Genomic DNA, 19645 nt, shown 5'->3' on the forward strand with positions numbered 1-19645 from the left:
CGGCCACCACGGGCGCCCTTGCGTTCCCCCGGCCGGACGCCCCGACGCGCGGACAACGAAAAGCGGGCCACCCGATCCGGGTGACCCGCTTCCCTACTGTGGAGCTATGGAGAATTGAACTCCAGACCTCCTGCATGCCATGCAGGCGCTCTACCAACTGAGCTATAGCCCCTTGTCCCGCTTGCCGCTTCGTTCCCCGTTTCCGGTTCCCCTTGGCGACGTCCCAAACATTACACGGTCATGGCCCTGGTCCAAAAATCGGTTTCCGCACACCCCGGGCCATGTCCGTTCTGGGGCAGTTCGTCCTACCTGGGCTACCTGAGCCGTCACGCACGCGCGAACTGGTAGAACCGCTTCAGCGTGCAGTGCTCGTCGAGCAGCCGGCCGTAGATCGGCTCCCCCTCCAGCTCGCGGTACGTCTCGATCGGGTCGCCTTTTATGATCAGCGCCCGAGCGCATTCCTCGCACCAGTACTGGTAGTCGGGGTTGATCGGCTCCATGTCCCGCACGATCGGCGTGCCGTTGTTGCACCAGTCGCACCGCCGCCGGTGTGCACCCATGCGTCAGCGACTCCCTCCCGCGTCGGGCCGTCGTCGTCCCCTCCGGCCGTCCGATTCTGCCATGCCGGGGTGCGCCTGGGCAGCTGAGGACAAAAGCAAAGATCCCGCCCCCTGTTGGGGACGGGATCTTGATTGTGGAGCTATGGAGAATTGAACTCCAGACCTCCTGCATGCCATGCAGGCGCTCTACCAACTGAGCTATAGCCCCGCTCTCCGCGACGCTCCCCCCGTTTCCGGTGTTCTGCGCTGCGAACAAGAAGAACTCTAGCCTGTGACCAGCCGGAAAGTGAAATCCGGGTGGGAGCCGCCCTGAAGCGGTCTCAGTCGTCGTCGCCGAGCACCGGTTCGGGCAGCGTGCCGGCGTTGTGCTCCATCAGCCGCCAGCCGCGCGCGCCCTCGCCGAGGACGGACCAGCAGCAGTTGGAGAGCCCGCCCAGGCTCTCCCAGCTGTACGAATCCAGGCCCAGCAGGCGGCCGATCGTCGTACGGATGGTGCCGCCGTGGCTGACCACGACGAGCGTGCCGCCCGGGGGCAGCCGGTCGGCGTGTTCCAGGACCACCGGAGCGGCCCGGTCGGCGACCTCGGTCTCCAGTTCACCGCCGCCTCGGCGAACCGGTTCGCCGCGCTTCCACGCCGCGTACTGCTCGCCGTACTTCGCGAGGATCTCGTCGTGCGTGAGGCCCTGCCACTCGCCCGCGAACGTCTCGCGCAGCGACTCGTCGTGCGTCACGGTCAGCCCGGTGACGCCCGCCAGCTCGGCGGCCGTGGCCGAGGCCCGGCGCAGGTCCGAGGAGACGATGGCGTCCGGCCCCAGCGAGGCGAGAAGCCGGGCGGCGCGGCGTGCCTGCGCCACACCGTCCTCGGTCAGCTCGATGTCCGTGGAGCCCTGGAAGCGGCGCTCCAGGTTCCACGAGGTCTGGCCGTGCCGCCACAGGACGATCTTCCGGCCGGCCGTACCGCTGCCGGTCGTTCCAGTCGCACTGGTCGTACTGGTCGTGCCTTCGTTGGTCGCGCTCAGAACAGATCACCGTCCAGTTCGTCGTCGCCCTGGGTCGCGCGCAGGGCGGCGTGCTCCTCGGCCTTGCCCTTGGTGAGCTTGGCGTCCTCGGGGAGGTCGATCTCGGGGCAGTCCTTCCACAGGCGCTCCAGCGCGTAGAAGACACGCTCCTCGCTGTGCTGCACGTGGACGACGATGTCGATGTAGTCGAGCAGGATCCAGCGGGCGTCGCGGTCGCCCTCGCGGCGCACCGGCTTGGCGCCCAGCTCCTTCAGGAGCTTCTCCTCGATCTCGTCCACGATCGACTTGACCTGACGGTCGTTGGGCGCCGAGGCGAGCAGGAAGGCGTCGGTGATCGACAGCACGTCGCTGACGTCGTACGCGATGATGTCGTGCGCGAGCCGGTCGGCCGCGGCCTGGGCGGCGGCGGTGATGAGCTCGATGGAGCGGTCCGTGGCGGTCACTGGCCATGCTTTCGGGTTGGCGGGCAGATCCTTACAAGGGTCTCATGTACCGCCGTCACCGCCCGCGCGGAACGTCCCGCGCGGGCGGACCCGCACCTCACAGGCGCCGCCGCAGAAGGCTCAGGACGGTTTGTAATCCTTGCCGAGCGTCACGACCACATCGGCGTTCACCGCGTTGTCGGCCTTCTTCACGACCGTCTCGGGCAGCCCCAGCGTCTTGGCGACCTCGATCGCCTTGTCCCGCTGGGCGTCGTCCTGGTACGTGATCTGCGAGGCGGGAACGGTCTTGTCGGCCTTGCCGCCGTCCACCAGCGTGTAGCCGCCGTTGACCAGCGCCGCCTTGGCCGCCGTCTGCGCCTTGTCGTCTCCGCTGGCGTCCTTGACGCCCACCCGCGGGGCGGCGCCGGCCTGGGTCGCCGAGGCGGAGCCGCCGAGGACCTCCTTGACCACCTTCTTGTTGGCCTCGTCCGTGAGGCCGCCGTCGGGCTTCACCTCGAGCACGTCGGTGCGGTACGCGCCCACCTTGGCGTGGTCGCCGAGCTTGGACAGCAGCGCGCCCAGGGCCTGCGCGTTCAGCGCCGGGTCCAGGATCTGCCCGGTGCTCTCGACGGTCATCGCCGCCGACTTCGGGTCCCCGGGCACCTTGCGCAGCAGGGCGAACAGGACCTTGCCGAAGCGGTCCAGCCGCTTGGCCTCCGGCTCGCCCTGGGCCTGGTACGTGGCGTAGGCGACGGCCATCGCACCGCTGAGGCTCTGCTTGGGGCCCTGTGCCACGGCCGGGGCCTTGGCCGCGTCGTCCGCCGGGACCGCCGCGTCGGTGTCGACCTCGATGCCGCCGACCAGGTCCACGAAGGTTTCCAGGAAGGGGGTGTCCAGCCGCCAGGTGCCGCCGATGTGGGTGCCGAGCACCGTGTCGAGGGATTCCCGTACGCCCAGGCCCGCGCCCTCGACCGCCTTGCCGAGCGGTGTGCCCGTGCCGTCGTCGCCGGGAACGCTCAGCGTGCTCGGCACCAGGACGGTGGCGCCCTGCTTGGTGGTGACGTTGTCGACGAGCAGCGCCGTGGTGACGCCGCCCTTCTTCGTGTTGTGCAGGTGGACGACGATCATGTCGCGCTTCTGCGGACCCGTGGCGGCGGCGCCGCTCGAAGCCTTCCCGGGGCCTTCCAGGAAGGGCAGCTTGCCCGCGTACCAGAGGTAGCCCAGCCCGGCCACGACGAAGACGGCCAGGGCGACGATCACGGCCACCACGCGGTTGCGGCCGCGCCGGCGGGCCTCCTCGCGGCGCTCGGTGCGGCTCTCGGTGAAGGCGAGCCAGTCGATGACGTCCTCGGAGTCCTCGTCCGGCTGGTCGATGAAGTCGAACTGCCCGGTCTTGTACGAGGCCTCCTGCGCGGACCCGCCCTCGGCCCGGCGGGGCTCCGGGACCTGCCCGCCCGCCGGCCGGAACTCCGGCTCGGGAGCCGCGGGCTCCGGGGCCTGGGGGGCGGCCTGCTGCGGGATCCACTGCTGGGTGGCCTGGGTGTCGTACCCGTAGGCCTGGGGCTGCGCCTGGCCGCTCTGGGAGTACTGCTCCTGCTGCTGCGGGTAGTACTGCTGCTGGGGCTGCTGCCCGTACGCCTGGTAGTCGTAGCCGTACTGCTGCTCGTACGACTGGTCGTACTGCTGCTGCTCGTACGGCTGCTGCTGGTCGTACTGCTGCTCGTACTGGGGGGCCGCGGGGGCGGGCTGCGCGGGCACCTGGCCGTAGACCGGCCGCCCGTACGCGTCATAGCCGACGAGCTGCTGCTCCTGGCTCGCGTACGGGTCGTACGGCTCCTGTCGGTCGTTCACCGCGGGGCCCCCTCTCTCCCGGAGCTCAGGCTCCGCGGTACAGCTCGCGCTTGTCGATGTAGCGGACCACGCCGTCGGGAACCAAGTACCAGACAGGATCCCCCTTGGCGACGCGTGCGCGGCAGTCCGTGGAAGAAATCGCCAGCGCGGGCACCTCGACGAGGGAGACGCCTCCCTCGGGCAGACCGTCGTCGGTGAGGACGTGGCCCGGCCGGGTGACGCCGATGAAATGGGCGAGCGCGAAGAGTTCTTCGGCGTTTCGCCAGGTCAGGATCTGTGCGAGGGCGTCGGCGCCGGTGATGAAGAACAGGTCGGCGTCGTCGTTGAGCGCGCTCAGGTCACGGAGGGTGTCGATCGTATAGGTCGGCCCGCCGCGGTCGATGTCGATCCGGCTCACCGAGAACTGCGGATTGGACGCGGTCGCGATGACCGTCATCAGGTACCGGTCCTCGGCGGAGGACACGGCCCGCTGCGACTTCTGCCACGGCTCACCGGTCGGTACGAACATCACCTCGTCGAGGTGGAACAGTGCGGCCACCTCACTGGCGGCCACCAGGTGTCCGTGGTGGATCGGATCGAACGTCCCGCCCATCACGCCGAGCCGGCGCTTGACCGGGCCCGTAGGCATTTCCTGCTCTCCCATGAGCGCAGAGCCTACTGGCCCGGTGGGGCGGGAGGGACCCGCCCTTCGAGCGCGTGCGCGAGGTCCGGGCTTCAGCGGTCGCGGTTCAGACGCGTGGTGACCCAGAGCAGCAGCACCAGGATGAAGAAGGCGGCGCCGCCGGTCAGGTACGGGTTCAGGCTGTCGTGGTTGCCGCCGTGCTCGGCGCCGCCCTCCGCGGCGAGGACGACCAGGGAGTGGGTGGTGGAGGCGAGGCTCATCAGGCAGGTACCTATCGAGTCGGGGAGCGGGCGGAGACTTCGCTCACATCGTATGCGGGGGCCTGGGGCACGCTCACGTCGACTCAGGCGTTGGAGAGGATAGACGGACCGCGAGACGGACGGACCAACGGGGAGGGCGCAATGACGGAGACGGGTTTCGAAAAGGCACCGGCGCGGGACCGAAGGAGGTTCCCCGGTATTTCCTCGCGGGCGTACGAGCATCCCGCGGACCGGTCGGCGCTGGTGGCGCTGCGCAAGCTGACCGGCTTCGACACGGTGTTCAAGGCACTGAGCGGGCTGCTTCCTGAGCGCAGCCTGCGCCTGCTGTTCCTGTCCGACTCCGTCCGGGTGGGCGAGACGCAGTTCCCGCACCTGCACGCGATGCTGCTCGACGCCTGTTACATCCTGGACCTGGAGAAGGTCCCCCAGATGTACGTGCAGCAGGACCCCAAGCCGAACGCCATGTGCATCGGGCTCGACGAGCCGATCATCGTGGTGACCACGGGCCTGGTCGAGCTGCTCGACGAGGAGGAGATGCGGGCGGTGGTGGGCCACGAGGTGGGCCACGCGCTGTCGGGGCACGCCGTGTACCGCACGATCCTGCTGTTCCTGACGACCCTGGCGCTCAAGATCGCGTGGATCCCCCTGGGCAATGTGGCGATCATGGCGATCGTGACCGCGCTGCGCGAGTGGTTCCGCAAGTCGGAGCTGTCGGCGGACCGGGCGGGGCTGCTGGTGGGACAGGACGTGCAGGCCTCGATGCGCGGGCTGATGAAGCTCGCGGGCGGCAACCACCTCCACGAGATGAATGTCGACGCCTTCCTCGCCCAGGCCGAGGAGTACGAGAAGAGCGGCGATCTGCGCGACTCCGTACTGAAGATCCTCAACGTGCTGCCGCGGACGCACCCCTTCACGACGGTGCGGGCGGCCGAGCTGAAGAAGTGGTCGCAGAACCGGGACTACCAGCGGATCATGGACGGCCATTACCCGCGGCGCGAGGAGGACAAGGACACCTCGGTGACCGACTCCTTCCGCCAGTCCGCCGCGCACTACGCCGACTCCGTGCGCACCAGCAAGGACCCGCTGATGAAGCTGGTCGGCGACATCGCCGGCGGCACCGCCGACCTGGGCGGCAAGCTCCGCGACAAGTTCGCGGGGACCGGGGACAGGAGCGGGGGCCAGGCCGGGGACAAGGGCTCGGACAAGGGCTCGGACGGGGCTACGGACCAGGGCTGACGCCCTGGTCCGGGGTGGCCGTCGGCGCCAGGACCCCGCACAGCCCCGAGGTGCGCCGCGGGTGGCCGCTGGCGTACGGGTCGCTCGCGGCCGGGCCGACCGTCGTCGGCCCGGCACCGGCCAGGAGCGGGCGGAAGCCCTCTGCCGGGTCGGCGGCGCAGTCCTGCGGCCCCGCCATCACGTAGGCGGAGACCAGCTCCACCCGCCGGGCCGTGAGGTCGTCGCGGCCGAAGCGCAGCCGCAGCTCCCGGCGGACGGTGAAGAGCGAGGCTCCGTCCGCGACGAGCGGCTGGCCGGTGGCCGGGCGTACGGCGTAGACGAAGGTGTGGTCGGAGGTCACCTCCAGCGCGTCCGGGGCGACCTCCTCGACGGCGAGGGTGCCGCTCACCCGGACCCGGGTGTCGGCCACCACAGCGATGGCGGGGTCGAAGCGGACCAGCCAGCCGGTGAGGGCGTGGTGCCCGTCGCCGGTCGGTGTGAGCATGCTCTCGTCGAACTGCTGCAGCTGGTCGGGGTTGAGCAGGACCCGCACCGGCCGGGACGCGGCTCCGGACAGGACGTCGGGGTCCAGCGAGGACTGCACCAGGTAGTCCTTGGCCACGGTGAGCGCCGCCTGGACCTGTTCCTCGGTGAAGTGGTGGGTGCGGCGCATGGCGGGCAGGGTGATCCCGGCCGCCCCGACCCGGTACTGCGCGGCCTGGCTCTTGGCGAACAGGTCGGCCGGGCGGCCGCCCTGGACCGGCTCGGAGGGCGCGAGCGGGACGACGGTGCTGCTGAGCGCCTCGGCCTGGCCCGTGGCAGGTGCCACGTACGGATTGCGCAGCCCCATGTACACGGCGGCGGCGAGCGCCAGCGCGATGCACAGCACGATCAGCCGGCCCTGCCGGGCCGCGCTTCCCAGGCCGCTGCGGGACCCGGCCGGGCTGCCGCCGCTCGACCAGATGGACCGGCTGCGCACGGCACGGGCGTGCTCACCCATGCGCTCCTGTGCGGAGTACTCCTGGAGCCGGGCAGCCCGGACAAAGTCATCGTCGAACACCACGGAGCGGTATTCGTCCGCGCGGAAGTCGTCGTCGCCACCTCCGGTGTCCTCGGGGGTGCCGCCGGGTGGATCTCCTGACATGGCCATCGCTTCTCCCCGCTGTCCCCGCTTCAGAGAAGCCCCCGGCTCCGGCGAAAGGGAGCGGGGTCGTACCTTCAGGGTTGGCGGCCGACGCGGTCCATAAACTTGCCCGCGCCGGTGACTTCACCCATGGGGGTGCTCGCGGGCGCCGGAGCCGGGTCCGCGCCGGCGGCGGCGCTGCGGTAAACGGCGCTGAAAGCCAGCGCGACCATGCCGAGGCCCATCACGAAGGCGAGGACCCAGGCGACCGGGCGCAGCCACGGAGAGCGGCCGCGGTAGGGGCGCAGGCTGCCGCCGTAGGCCCCGTACGGGCCGTCGGGGTAGCCGTAGCCGTGGCCCTGTTCCCAGCCGGACTCGTCGGAGTGGTAGCCGTCGGTGTGGCCGTAGCCGTACCCGTCGTGGTCCTCGTCGCCCGTCCAGCCGCCCGCGAAGGCGGACCGGGCCGCTTCGGCGGCTTCCGCGCGCGCTCGATCGGCGGCCCGCTGGCGCTCCGCGGCGCTCGGTTCACGGATCTCGGCGTTCCGGACGAAGTCCTCGTCGAACACCACGGAGGCGAAGTCCTTGTCCGCGCCTCCGCGGTCGTCGTCGGGCTCCCCGTCGTCCGGGAACGGTTGGCCCCCCACGTCGTCCGGCACGTCACCAGCCTAGACCTGGAGGACGGCTTTGGGCAGGGCATCCGCCGAAATCCGGCCACACCGTGTTCAGCCGATGGCTACCGAACGTGACCGTCGCCGGTGACGATGTACTTGGTCGAGGTGAGCTCGGGAAGCCCCATCGGGCCCCGGGCGTGCAGCTTCTGGGTGGAGATGCCGATTTCCGCGCCGAAGCCGAACTGACCACCGTCCGTGAACCGGGTGGAGGCATTCACGGCAACCGTGGTCGAGTCGACCAGCTGGGTGAAGCGGCGCGCCGCGGCCTGCGAGGTGGTGACGATCGCCTCGGTGTGGCCGGAGGTCCAGCGGCGGATGTGGGCGACCGCGTCGTCGAGGGAGTCGACCACTCCCGCCGCGATGTCGTACGAGAGGTACTCGGCCGCCCAGTCCTCGTCGGTGGCGGGCAGGGCCGTGACCTTGCTGCCCTCGGCGTAGGAGAGCACCTCGCCGTCGCCGTGGACGGTCACGCCCGCCTCGGCGAGCGCGTCCAGGGCCAGCGGCAGGAAGGCGGCGGCGATGTCCCGGTGGACCAGGAGGGTCTCCGCGGAGTTGCAGACGGAGGGCCGCTGGGCCTTGGAGTTGACGAGGATGTCCACGGCCATGCCGAGGTCGGCCTGGGCGTCCACGTAGACGTGGCAGTTGCCGGTACCGGTCTCGATGACCGGGACGATGGACTCCTCGACGACGGTCTTGATGAGCGAGGCACCGCCGCGCGGGATGAGCACGTCGACGAGGCCGCGGGCGCGCATCAGCTCGCGGACGGATTCGCGGGACTCGCCGGGGACCAGCTGGATCGCGTCGGCGGGCAGGCCGGCCGAGACGATGGCGTCGCGCAGGATGGCGACGAGCGCGGTGTTGGAGGCGTAGGCGGAGGAGCTGCCCCGGAGCAGGACCGCGTTGCCGGACTTCAGGCAGAGGGCGGCGGCGTCGACGGTGACGTTGGGGCGAGCCTCGTAGATGATGCCGACGACGCCGAGCGGGACGCGGATCTGACGGAGGTCGATGCCGTTGGGGAGCGTGGAGCCGCGGACGACCTCGCCGACCGGGTCGGGCAGGGCCGCGACGTCGCGGACGTCGGAGGCGATGGCCGCGATGCGGTCGGGGGTGAGGGTGAGGCGGTCGATGACGATCTCGCTGGTACCGGCGGCGGCGGCCTTCGCCGTGTCGACGGCGTTGGCCGCGACGATCTCGGCCGTACGGGCCTCCAGCGCGTCCGCGATGGCCAGCAGCGCCGTGTCCTTGGCGGACCGCGGGAGGGGGGCGATGGCCGCGGCGGCGGTACGGGACCGCTGCGCGGTGGCGAGGACGGGCGAGGTGGCGGTGGCGGCATCGAGCGAGGTCATGCCGCCAGGGTAGTGCCCGGGTCGGGCTTGCCCGATGGGGTTCCAGCTCGCGAGACGCCGTCTTGACGTGGTCCGGCCGTTGGCTGGCGCGGTGGGCGGGTGCGGGGCCCGGTGGGCGGGTGCGGGTGGTGGGCCCTGCGGGGCCGAGTCCCCTACCCGCCCTTCCACCGTTCCCCGGGCTCTGCCCGGACCCTCCCCCAGCTACCGCCGGGGGTGCCCCCTGCCTCAAACGCCGGCGAGGCTGGATTGGGCCCGCGGGGCTGGATTGGGCCCGCGGGGCTGGATTGGGCCCGCGGGGCTGGAAGGCAGCGCGTTCAGTACGGGTGTACGCCCACCGGGTGGGCCGGGGGTGGGCCGTAGCCTTCTGCCACTCGTTGGTGGTAGGTGGCTCGGTCGATGACTTCCAGGCCGACGATCTCCCAGGGCGGGAGCTGGGCCGAGGAGCGGTGTTCGCCCCACAGGCGCAGGGCCACGGCCGCGGCGTCGTGGAGGTCGCGGGCCTCTTCCCAGTAGCGGATCTCCGCATGGTCGTCGGCATAGCGGCTGGTCAGCAGGAAGGGGTGGTCGTGGGCGAGCTGTTCCAGCCCCCGGCGGACGTCGGACAGCGGCGCGGGCTTGCCGGAGACGCTCAGGGTGACGTGCCAGAGGCGCGAGGTGTCGCGCCCGTCCCCGTCCCCGTTCCCGCTCCCGCCGACGGCGTCACCGTCCCCGGTGCCGACGCTGGTCAGCGCTCGTCTCACCAGCCGCCTCCTTGTCTGCGCTACGCCTGTCCGCCCCTCACAGTTGACCAGTCCTTGGCTCACCGCGCGGCGGTTTTACCGAACCTCAGCCCTGCAGCAGGACCAGATCGTCGCGGTGGACGACCTCCCGCTCGTACTCGGGTCCGAGTTCCCGCGCGAGCTCGCGCGTGGAGCGGCCGAGGAGCTGCGGAAGCTCCTTGGCGTCGAAGTTGACGAGCCCGCGGGCCACCGCGCGGCCGTCGGCCGAACGCAGTTCCACCGGGTCTCCGGCGACGAAGTCGCCCTCGACCGAGGCGATGCCGGCGGGCAGCAGCGAGCTGCCGCGCTCGGTCACGGCGCGCACGGCTCCGTCGTCCAGTACGAGGTGCCCCTGGGGGGCCGACGCGTGCTGGAGCCAGAGCAGCCGGTCCGTGGAGCGGCGCCCGGTGGAGTGGAACAGGGTGCCCGTCACCCGCCCGGCCAGGGCGTCCGCGGCCTGGCTGGCCGAGGTCAGGACGACCGGGATGCCGGCCGCCGCGGCGATGCGCGCCGCCTCGACCTTGGTGGCCATGCCGCCGGTGCCGACGCCCGCCTTGCCCACGCTGCCGATGGTGACGTGTGCGATGTCCTCGGGGCCGTGGACCTCGTCGATGCGGCTGGTGCCGGGCAGGGACGGGTCGCCGTCGTAGAGGCCGTCCACGTCCGAGAGGAGGACGAGGAGGTCGGCGCGGACCAGGTGGGCAACGAGGGCGGCGAGGCGGTCGTTGTCGCCGAAGCGGATCTCGTCGGTCGCGACGGTGTCGTTCTCGTTGACGACGGGGAGGGCGCCCATGGCCAGGAGCTGGTCCAGGGTCCGGTAGGCGTTGCGGTAGTGCGCGCGCCGGCTGGTGTCGTCGGTGGTGAGCAGCACCTGGCCGACGCGTACGCCGTAGCGGGCGAAGGAGGCGGTGTAGCGGGCGACGAGCAGGCCCTGGCCGACGCTGGCGGCGGCCTGCTGGCGGGCCAGGTCTGTGGGGCGGCGGCGCAGGCCGAGCGGGGAGAGTCCGGCGGCGATGGCTCCGCTGGAGACGAGGACGATCTCCTTCTCGCCGCCGCTGCGCGCCTTGGCCAGTACGTCGACCAGTGCGTCCACCCGGTCCGCGTCGAGACCGCCGGCCGCCGTGGTCAAGGAGGAGGAGCCGACCTTGACCACGATCCTGCGCGCGTCGAGCACGCCCTGCCTAGCCGCTGACACTTCTGTCCCCTTGCCCCTCACCGGAAAACTGACCCTGCCCGCCCAATCTACGGGGTGGCCGGGCGGGGCCGCTTTCCGGTTTCAGACCGTGGACTCCGCGGGGGTCCGGTCCGCTTCCGCGGCCTTGGCGCCGGTCCCGGGGATGAGGATCTTCCGGGAGAGGACGAAGGTGAACGGGATCGCCACGACGGCCGCGACCAGCGGTGCGATCTTGGTGTTCATGCCCGCCCAGGTCACCAGGGCGAACAGTCCTGCGGACTGGATCACGAAGTTGGTGATGTTGGTCAGCGGGAAGAGGAGGAACTTCTTCCACGTCGGCCGGGTCCGGTACGTGAAGTAGGTGTTCATGAAGAACGACCCGATCATCGACAGGACGAAGGCCGCGGTGTAGGCGGCGAAGTACGGCATCCACGGGTGCATCAGCAGGTAGAACACGTAGAAGGTGCCGGTGTTGACACCGCCGACCAGACCGAACCGGAAGATCTGGCCGAGCTGTTCCTTGCGCCCCGGCTTCTGCGGCGTCACGCCCGCCCCGTTCGTCGCAGGTGCCGACATCAGCTGCTGCGCTCCGCGACCGCGGCTTCGGCCGTCGACACCCGGGTGTCCCGGGAGTCGCGGGCGTCCTTGGAGTCGCGGGAGCGCGGCTCGACCCCGTGCGATTCCTTCACGAGGAAGTGCGGCCGGCGCTTGGTCTCGTAGTAGATGCGGCCGATGTACTCGCCGATCAGGCCCAGCATGATCAGCTGGACACCGCCCAGGCCGACCATGATCCCGACGAGGGTGACGTAACCCGGGGAGTCCACGCCCTGGGTGATCGCCTGGATCGTGATCACCAGTGCGTAGAGACCGGTCAGCGCGACCAGCGACACGCCCGCCCAGATACCGATTCTCAGCGGCCGGTTGTTGAAGGAGATCAGACCGTCCATGCCGTAGTTGAGCAGGGACCCGAACTTCCACTTCGTCTCGCCGGCCTCGCGCTGGGCGTTGCGGTAGTCGAAGTGGACCGTGTCGAAGCCGATCCAGGAGAAGAGCCCCTTGGAGAAGCGGTTGTACTCGGGCAGCGACAGCAGGGCGTCCACGGCCGGGCGCGACAGCAGCCGGAAGTCACCGACGCCGTCGGTGAGCTCCACGTCGACCCACCGGTTGACGCCCCGGTAGTAGAGGCGGCTCAGCGCCGTGCGGAGCTTCTTGTCGCCCTCGCGGGTACGGCGGGCGATGATCTGGTCGTGCCCCTGCTGGTAGTAGTCCAGCATGGTGGCGATGAGCTCCGGCGGGTGCTGGAGGTCCGCGTCCATGATGACCACGGCGTCACCGGTCGCCTCGCGCAGACCGGCGAGCATGCCGGCCTCCTTGCCGAAGTTCCGGCTGAAGGAGACGTAGCGGGTCTGCTCCCGGTAGGTCGCAGCGATCTTGCGGAGCTTCTCCAGGGTTCCATCGCGGCTGCCGTCATCGACGTAGCAGACCTCGTACTCGATGGGGAGAGCGTCCAGGACCTTGCGGATCTCCGTGTCGAAGCTGTCGATCACGGCTTCTTCGTTGTAGCAAGGGACTACTACGGATAGCTTCATGAACACTTCCTGCGGGTCCGAACGGGTGGATGTCGGCGACCGGACCAGCCACTCACCTCTACCAGAGAAGTATGCACGCCTCCGAGAGGGCCTCCGGAGGCGAGTGCGGCACGCGGTAGCTTTTTCAGGGGGATAAAGGGAATAAATCAAAGGGATAGAGGTGCACGTGCCTGACGTCTCCGTAGTCGTCATCGTCTACAACGACGCAGAGCGTCTGCCGGCAGCCGTCCAGTCGGTCTTGGACCAGACCCTGCGCGGGGTCGAAGTCGTGATCGTCGACGACTGCAGCAAGGACCGGTCCTACGACGTCGCCAAGGAACTCGAAGCCGCGCACCCCGGGAGGGTACGCGCCTTCCAGCTGCCGGAGAACAGCGGTGGCTGCGGGGCCCCGCGCAACCACGGCATCAAGCAGGCCACCGGTGCGTACGTCATGTTCCTGGACAGCGACGACGTTCTGGAACGCAACGCCTGCCGCAACATGCTGGAGGCCGCCGAGCAGACCGGCTCCGACCTGGTTTCGGGCATGTGCGTACGCGTGCACCTGGACAAGAGGTCGGGCAGGACCACCGAGTGGTACCCGTGGATCTACGCCCGCACCCGCACGCTGGAGTCGATCACCGAGTACCCGGACCTGCTGGTCTTCGACACCCTCTCCACGAACAAGTGCTACCGGCGCTCCTTCCTGCTGGAGCAGGGGCTCGAGTTCCCGGTCGGCATCCACTACGAGGACCTGCTCTTCTCCGCGCAGGCCTACGTGGCCGCCGGCCGCATCACGCTGATCCCGAACCACGTTTACTTCTGGAACGTGGTCGAGAAGGCCGCGTCGAAGTCGATCAGCAACCGGCGCCACGAGATCGAGAACTTCGTCCACCGGATGGAGATCCACCGCCGCGTCGACGAGCTGCTGGCCTCCAAGGGCCACGAGCAGATCAAGTCCGCGAAGGACATCAAGTTCCTCAAGCACGACCTGGTGCTGCACCTGCTGGACCTGCCCCTGCTCGATGACGACTACCGGCGGGAGTTCGCCCGGCTCGCCAACGGCTACCTGGCCGGCATCGACCCGGCCGCGTACCGCAACGTCACCTACCTCCAGGCCATCTGCGCCTACCTGCTGGGCAAGGAGGACTGGGAGAACCTGCTCCCGGCCGCCGAGGCCATGACCAACAAGGGCCGGCTGACCTCCCCGCTCGCCGAGCGCGACGGCCGCGTCTACTGGTGCGCCGAGCACCTCGACGATCCCGAGGGCCGGGGGATCCTGGACGTCACCGCCCAGGGCTTCTCCAGCACGCCGCTCACCTCGCTCACCCTGGGCAACCGCCTCACCTCGTACGCCGACGACGGCCGGGGCACCGTCACCCTGACCGGCTCCGTCGTGAACCCGCTGGGGCGGATCCGGCCGGAATCGGAGCTGAAGGCCTCGCTCGAATTCCGGGCCCGCCGGCAGATCGGGGTGCGGTCGTTCAGCTTCCCGGTGGAATCCGTGCGCCACGCCGGTGACACGATCGAGTGGAAAGTCACCGCCGACATCGGCAGCACCATCCGCCCCTTCGGCATCATCGACGCGGTCTGGGACGTACGCCTGAAACTGACGGCCGGCAGCGACCGGCTCACCACCCGCGTCTCGGTCGGCGGGGTCGACCTGGAGAACGCCGCCCGGCTGCGCGTCCGCCCCCGCCTGACCCGGCTGGTCTCGGACCGCTTCGAGCCGGAGATGACCAAGAAGGGAAACCTCTCCTACGTCCTGACCGCCGAGGGCCCCGCCGCCGTACGCACCCAGTCGCTGATCAACAACGCGATGCACGGCAAGGCCGCCGGCCTGGTCAAGCGGAGCCTGCGCAAGGCCCTGCGGGCCCGCCGCAACCTCGGCTCGGGCGAGCAGAAGGTGAAGGTCTACCACGAGGTCTTCTCGAAGCTCCCGGTCAAGAAGGGCACGGTCGTCTTCGAGAGCCACATGGGCAAGCAGTACAGCGACAGCCCCAGGGCGATCTACGAGGAGCTGGTGCGCTGCGGCGCACCCTTCGAGGCGATCTGGTCCTACGAGGGCAAGGAGCCCCGGGGCTTCCCCGAGGAGGCCACCCTGGTGCGGCGCTGGAGCTGGGCCTACCTGCGCGCCCTGGCCCAGGCCGAGTTCTGGGTCGACAACCAGGGCTTCCCGCTGGCGCTGGCCAAGCGCCCGGGGACCACGTACATCCAGACCTGGCACGGTTCGGCGCTCAAGCGCATGGGCTTCCACGAGCCCCGCACCAAGGCCCAGGGCAAGGCCGGCCAGGACCGTCTGCAGAGCGCCCTCGACCGCTTCGACCACTTCCTGATCCGCTCCGAGCACGACACCCGCACCCTGGCCAAGGGGTTCCGGCTGCGCGACGGGGTACTGCTGCGCACCGGCTACCCGCGCAACGACGCCCTGGTCGCGGCGCACCGCGCCGAGGCGCACACCGGCGAGCGGATCCGCGGGCCCCTGGCCGGCGAGTTCGGGATCGACCCGCAGAAGAAGGTCCTGCTGTACGCGCCGACCTTCCGGGCGAACGCGGACGGCGCGGTGGAGGGCTTCGAGTTCCCCTTCGACGTCGAGGAGTTCGCCGACCGGCTCGGCGACCGCTTCACGCTGCTGGTGCGGACCCACTACCTCAACAGCGCCGTGCTGCCGCCCTCGGTCGCGGGGCGGGTCATCGACGTGTCCAAGTACCACGACGTCACCCCGCTGTTGGCGCTCGCGGACGGGCTGATCACCGACTACTCGTCCGTGATGTTCGACTACGCGGTCCTGGACCGGCCGATGCTGTTCTTCGCGTACGACTACGAGAAGTACGCGACCGACATCCGCGGAACGTACTTCGACCTGAAGGAGAAGGCCCCGGGCCCCGTGCTGGCCACGGCGGAGGAACTCCTGCAGGCCGTCGCCGCGTTCGACGAGGCGGACGCCAAGTACGCCCATGCGCGCCGGCGCTTCCTCACCGAGTCCGGCGAGTACGACCGCGGGGACGCGGCCCGCCAGATCGTCGAGAAGTTCTTCACCAGGAGCGGCAAGTGAGCCAGCAGACCGCCACCGCCACCGCCACCGGGCAGGACGCCGCCGCCGACGGCCGGGACGTCTTCCTCGTCTCCAACAGCGTCGACGAGCTCGGCGGCGTCACCACCTGGTCGCACCAGATGGCCCGGCTGTTCAGCGACCGCGGGCACCGGGTGCACGTCGTCGGCATCACCCCCGTCGCCGAAGAACTCCGGCAGAAACTGCCCGCCGGCCTCCCCTACGCGACGACGACGCTCTACGAGACCCACCCGGCCGCCGCGCGCGGGCTCAGCGGCATCAAGGGCCGGCTCAACGCGCCCGAGCGGCGCCGCCAGGCGGCCCGCCGGGCGACGATGCAGGCCAAGGCGGACCGGTTCGGCGATCTGCTGCGCGCGGCCCGCCCCGGCGGGGTCGTGATCGTCACCCAGATCTGGGCGATGGAGTGGGTGGCCCTCGCCGACACCAAGGGGTTCACCGTCATCGGCATGAGCCACGAGTCCTTCGAGGCCAGCCAGAAGTCCTCCCGGGCCCGGCGGGTACGCAGCTACTACCCGGAGGTCGACCGGATGCTCGTACTGACCCCCGAGGACGCGGACCTCTGGATCCGGTCGGGCATGAACAACGTCGCCAGCATGCCGAACCCGCTGCCGTTCATGCCGGCCTCCCCCGCCCCGCGCACCGAGAAGGTCGTGGCGAGCGTCGGCCGCCTCTCCTTCGAGAAGGGCGTGGACCTGCTGCTCGACGCCTGGGCGGACGTCGCCCCCCTGCATCCCGGCTGGACCCTGCGGATCTACGGGGCCGGCTCCGAGGAGCCCGCGCTGCGGGCGCACGCCGCCGGGCTGGGGGTCGAGGACTCCGTGGAGTGGATGGGCAGCACCGCCGACGTGCTCGGCGCGCTGACCGGGGCCTCGGTCTTCGCCCAGGCCTCGCGCGCCGAGGGGTTCCCGATCACCCTGCTGGAGGCCATGGCCGCGGGCCTGCCGGTGGCCGCCTTCGACTGCGCCCCGGGCGTACGGGAGATCGTGACGCACGGCGAGGACGGGCTGCTGGCCCGGCTCGGCAACACGATGGAGCTCGCCGGACAGCTGGACCGGCTGATGTCCGACCGCGCCCTGCGCGACCGGCTCGGCGACACCGCCTTCCGCGACGTGCAGCGGTACTCCAGCGCCGACATCACCGACCGGTGGGAAGAGCTGTTCTCCTTCCTGGAGCGCTGAGCCCGCCGCCACCCGGTACGTACGAAGCCGCCCGCCCCGGACCTTTCCGGGGCGGGCGGCTTCACAGGTCCTCGTCGGGAGGTCAGCCCTTGCGGTTGGCCTCCCAGCCCTCCCAGGCCGAGGTGATCATCTCGCGGACGTCGTGGCGGGCCTTCCAGCCCAGCACGGCCGCAATCTTCTCGGCGGAGGCGACCACCTTCGCCGGGTCGCCGGGGCGGCGCGGGGAGACCGCGGGCGCGTAGGCGGGGTCGGTGTGCCCGGTGGTCTCGTTGACCAGCTCGACCATCTCGCGGACGGAAACGCCCTCGCCGCGGCCGATGTTGACGGTGAGGTCGTCGTACTCGCCCCGCGCGCCCCACTCGGCGAGCTTGCGGGCCGCCACCACGTGGGCCTCCGCGAGGTCCGCGACGTGGATGTAGTCACGGATGCACGTGCCGTCCGGGGTCGGGTAGTCGTCGCCGAAGATCCGGGCGCCCTCGCCCTTGTCGAACCGCTCGAAGATCATCGGCACCAGGTTGAAGACCCCGGTGTCCGCGAGCTCGGGGGTCGCGGCGCCCGCCACGTTGAAGTACCGCAGGCAGGCGGTGGAGATGCCCTTGGCCCTGCCGGTCGCGCGGACCAGCCACTCGCCGGCCAGCTTCGTCTCGCCGTACGGGCTCAGCGGCAGGCACGGGGTGTCCTCGGTGACGAGGTCGACGTCGGGCATCCCGTACACGGAGGCGGAGGAGGAGAAGAGGAAGTTGCGGATGCCGGCGTCGGCCACCGCGCCGAGCAGGACGGTGAGGCCCTGCACGTTCTCCTCGTAGTAGTGCAGCGGCTTCTCCACGGACTCGCCGACCTGCTTCTTGCCCGCGAGGTGCACCACGCCGGTGATCTCGTGCCGGGCGAAGGTCTCGTCCAGGACCTTGCGGTCGAGCACGGAACCGACCACCAGCGGAACGCCCTCGGGGACACGGTCGGCGTTGCCGGTGGACAGATCGTCCAGGATCACGACCTCCTCGCCCGCGAGCAGCATCGCGCGGACTACGTGCGACCCGATGTAGCCGGCACCACCAGTGATCAGAAAGGTCATGCGTATCTCCCTAGTTCCGTCTCGTGTGTCTTCCGGAGTCCGCTGTTCCCGCGCTCTAACCGCGGCTCTTGCGCGCCCGGTGGAGGCGATTGCGTACGAGGTTCATGGCGCCCGCCGCTCCGGGCGCGAGGCGCAGGGCCAGCGATCCGCCGGCCGTGCGGTAGGGCTGCGCCAACAGCACACCGTACCGGCTGCTGGGCAGCACCCGCCGGTGGAGCAGGCTGCCGAGGGGGCGCGGAGAGGTGAGCAGGGAGCTCCCGTCGGCGCACTCCACGCCCACCTTGACGTCCCACGCCTGCATGCCGCGCCGACCCGCGCCGCGCCCGGCGACCGCCAGCGTGGTCAGGCGGAAGGGCAGTTCCCCGGTCCAGTGGCCGCCGTCCCCGGCGGGGCGCAGCTCCACCGGCGCGGAGAACAGTGCCTTCCCCTCGTCGCCGCGGGGCAGGAAGCGCAGCTGGACCGTGCGCGGGCCGGCCTCGGCGAGGCGCCCGTACAGGTCGTGCACGCGGATCCGCAGTCCCCCGCGGCCGGCCGTCTCGGCATCGACGGTGACGGGCAGCTCGGACACGGGCAGCTCCGCCAGCCCGTCCAGCTCCACCTGCAGGGTCTCGCTCCACACCGCGGCCCCGCCGGGGCCGGTCGCGTACGGGGGCGCCAGCCGGGGCGGATCGGCGGCGAAGTCGGTCAGCCGGCGCAGGTCGGCGGGGGCGGGCGGAACCTCGCGCGCGCGCAGCACCCGTACGATCCAGCGCGCGGGAGCCGCTGCGGCCTCGACGTCGGCGTCCGCGAAACCGGCGAGGTAGTCGCGGGTCAGGGTCCACCAGGCGGCCTGGTACTCGGGGTCCTTGCCGAGCTCGCGCAGGTACATGCGCAGGTCGTACTCCAGGAACTTCACCTGGCAGGCCCGGCCCAGCTCGGGCGAGGACTCGGAGATGATCCGGGAGGCCGTGCGGTGGGCCTCGATGCGCGCACGCCAGTTGCCGACGTCCTTGCGGTCCAGGGAGATCGACACCTGGGCGGCGTCCCGGCGCACGTGCCACACGTAGACGAGGTCGCCGATGACCGCGATGCGGGGCGCGGCGGCCAGCACGCGGGCGGTGAACACGAAGTCCTCGTAGACGAACCGGCCGTCGGGGAAGCGGATCCGGTGCTTGTCGAGGAAGGCCCGGTCGTACAGCTTGTTGACGCAGAGCGTGTCCCGGACCAGTTCCGGCCGGTCGGCCGGACGGTCGATGACGTCGCCCGGCGCGTAGAGGCCGGGGACCCAGGGGACATCGCGTCCCGCGGGCAGTTCACGGCGGACGCAGGCGCCGACCGTGACCGGCGCGCGGTGTTCCTCGGCGGCGTTCAGCAGGGCGTCGACGGCTCCCGGGGGCAGGACGTCGTCGCTGTCCAGGAACATGACGTACGGGGCGGTCGCCACCTCGATGCCGTCGTTGCGCGGGGTGCCGCAGCCCCCGCTGTTGCTCGTGCGGTGCACGACCTTCAAGCGGGGGTGGAGGGCGGCCAGCTCGTCCAGTACCGGCCCGGTCCCGTCGGCGGACGCGTCGTTCACCGCGATGACCTCGGTGACCGCGGAGCCCTGGGCGAGGGCCGAGGAAACTGCCTCGCCCACGAGCCCTGCGTCGTTGTACGCGATCACGACGACGGAAACGCTGGGGGTATTGGTGCTCGTCACCTGGGAATCCTAGGCCACCCAGGTAAACGCAGCCTCAAGACCGTGCGCCCGCCGACCA

18 protein-coding genes and 2 tRNA genes are annotated in these 19645 nt (G+C 70.7%); 3 read left to right on the top strand and 17 right to left on the bottom strand.

The features are described from left to right. Window positions 1–99: 99 nt before the first annotated feature. From OHU74_RS11740 to OHU74_RS11775, 8 genes are all read right to left on the bottom strand, one after another. Window positions 100–172: transfer RNA gene (locus OHU74_RS11740), tRNA-Ala, on the bottom strand. 154 nt (window positions 173–326) lie between these two features. After that, window positions 327–560 carry a hypothetical protein gene (locus tag OHU74_RS11745; RefSeq protein WP_112446589.1) on the bottom strand — a complete coding sequence of 78 codons (234 nt, stop codon included), beginning with the start codon at window positions 558–560 and terminating at the stop codon, window positions 327–329. A 135-nt stretch (window positions 561–695) separates the two neighbouring features. Next, window positions 696–768: transfer RNA gene (locus OHU74_RS11750), tRNA-Ala, on the bottom strand. A 112-nt stretch (window positions 769–880) separates the two neighbouring features. Next, window positions 881–1501 (bottom strand): histidine phosphatase family protein, encoded by a 621-nt coding sequence (locus OHU74_RS11755; protein ID WP_371619654.1) that lies wholly within the window; start codon window positions 1499–1501, stop codon window positions 881–883. 74 nt (window positions 1502–1575) lie between these two features. Further along, a complete protein-coding gene (gene rsfS, locus OHU74_RS11760) occupies window positions 1576–2022 on the bottom strand; it encodes a ribosome silencing factor (RefSeq protein ID WP_330296367.1) in 447 nt (148 codons plus the stop codon). A 120-nt stretch (window positions 2023–2142) separates the two neighbouring features. Beyond that, a complete protein-coding gene (locus tag OHU74_RS11765; RefSeq protein ID WP_371615843.1) occupies window positions 2143–3852 on the bottom strand; it encodes a LytR C-terminal domain-containing protein in 1710 nt (569 codons plus the stop codon). A gap of 25 nt (window positions 3853–3877) precedes the next feature. Next, window positions 3878–4495 carry a nicotinate-nucleotide adenylyltransferase gene (gene nadD / locus OHU74_RS11770; RefSeq protein ID WP_243334788.1) on the bottom strand — a complete coding sequence of 206 codons (618 nt, stop codon included), beginning with the start codon at window positions 4493–4495 and terminating at the stop codon, window positions 3878–3880. A gap of 71 nt (window positions 4496–4566) precedes the next feature. After that, window positions 4567–4734 carry a hypothetical protein gene (locus OHU74_RS11775; RefSeq protein ID WP_330296369.1) on the bottom strand — a complete coding sequence of 56 codons (168 nt, stop codon included), beginning with the start codon at window positions 4732–4734 and terminating at the stop codon, window positions 4567–4569. Between the two features lie 141 nt (window positions 4735–4875). Here OHU74_RS11775 and OHU74_RS11780 point away from each other — a divergent pair, with 141 nt between their 5' ends. After that, a complete protein-coding gene (locus tag OHU74_RS11780; RefSeq protein WP_371615844.1) occupies window positions 4876–5970 on the top strand; it encodes a M48 family metallopeptidase in 1095 nt (364 codons plus the stop codon). Here the strand turns inward: OHU74_RS11780 and OHU74_RS11785 are convergent. The 7 genes from OHU74_RS11785 to OHU74_RS11815 form a co-directional block, all read right to left on the bottom strand. Next, window positions 5954–7099 carry a hypothetical protein gene (locus OHU74_RS11785; protein ID WP_371615845.1) on the bottom strand — a complete coding sequence of 382 codons (1146 nt, stop codon included), beginning with the start codon at window positions 7097–7099 and terminating at the stop codon, window positions 5954–5956. The genes OHU74_RS11780 and OHU74_RS11785 overlap by 17 nt on opposite strands. Before the next feature lie 68 nt (window positions 7100–7167). Continuing rightward, window positions 7168–7728, bottom strand: a complete 561-nt coding sequence (locus OHU74_RS11790) for a hypothetical protein (protein ID WP_371615846.1) — start codon at window positions 7726–7728, stop codon at window positions 7168–7170. A gap of 77 nt (window positions 7729–7805) precedes the next feature. Continuing rightward, window positions 7806–9089, bottom strand: a complete 1284-nt coding sequence (locus tag OHU74_RS11795; protein WP_371615847.1) for a glutamate-5-semialdehyde dehydrogenase — start codon at window positions 9087–9089, stop codon at window positions 7806–7808. 314 nt (window positions 9090–9403) lie between these two features. After that, the gene (locus OHU74_RS11800) at window positions 9404–9832 is read right to left on the bottom strand and encodes a hypothetical protein (RefSeq protein WP_371619655.1); all 429 of its coding nucleotides are present in this window, start codon (window positions 9830–9832) and stop codon (window positions 9404–9406) included. A gap of 82 nt (window positions 9833–9914) precedes the next feature. Then, a complete protein-coding gene (gene proB / locus OHU74_RS11805) occupies window positions 9915–11042 on the bottom strand; it encodes a glutamate 5-kinase (RefSeq protein ID WP_371615848.1) in 1128 nt (375 codons plus the stop codon). Window positions 11043–11123: 81 nt separating this feature from the next. After that, a complete protein-coding gene (locus tag OHU74_RS11810) occupies window positions 11124–11597 on the bottom strand; it encodes a GtrA family protein (RefSeq protein WP_371615849.1) in 474 nt (157 codons plus the stop codon). Continuing rightward, a complete protein-coding gene (locus tag OHU74_RS11815; protein ID WP_371615850.1) occupies window positions 11597–12610 on the bottom strand; it encodes a glycosyltransferase family 2 protein in 1014 nt (337 codons plus the stop codon). The genes OHU74_RS11810 and OHU74_RS11815 overlap by 1 nt, the downstream gene beginning before the upstream one ends. Window positions 12611–12770: 160 nt before the next feature. Between OHU74_RS11815 and OHU74_RS11820 the strand changes: the two genes are divergently transcribed. Together OHU74_RS11820 and OHU74_RS11825 are read left to right on the top strand one after the other, a co-directional pair. Then, window positions 12771–15641 (top strand): CDP-glycerol glycerophosphotransferase family protein, encoded by a 2871-nt coding sequence (locus OHU74_RS11820; protein WP_371615851.1) that lies wholly within the window; start codon window positions 12771–12773, stop codon window positions 15639–15641. Then, window positions 15638–16837 carry a glycosyltransferase gene (locus tag OHU74_RS11825; RefSeq protein ID WP_371615852.1) on the top strand — a complete coding sequence of 400 codons (1200 nt, stop codon included), beginning with the start codon at window positions 15638–15640 and terminating at the stop codon, window positions 16835–16837. The genes OHU74_RS11820 and OHU74_RS11825 overlap by 4 nt, the downstream gene beginning before the upstream one ends. Window positions 16838–16919: 82 nt before the next feature. Here the strand turns inward: OHU74_RS11825 and galE are convergent, their stop codons facing one another. Continuing rightward, window positions 16920–17909 (bottom strand): UDP-glucose 4-epimerase GalE, encoded by a 990-nt coding sequence (gene galE, locus OHU74_RS11830; RefSeq protein WP_371615853.1) that lies wholly within the window; start codon window positions 17907–17909, stop codon window positions 16920–16922. Window positions 17910–17964: 55 nt separating this feature from the next. Beyond that, window positions 17965–19587 (bottom strand): glycosyltransferase family 2 protein, encoded by a 1623-nt coding sequence (locus OHU74_RS11835; protein WP_371615854.1) that lies wholly within the window; start codon window positions 19585–19587, stop codon window positions 17965–17967. Window positions 19588–19645 lie beyond the last annotated feature (58 nt).

The organism is Streptomyces sp. NBC_00454 (assembly GCF_041434015.1).
GTDB lineage: Bacteria > Actinomycetota > Actinomycetes > Streptomycetales > Streptomycetaceae > Streptomyces.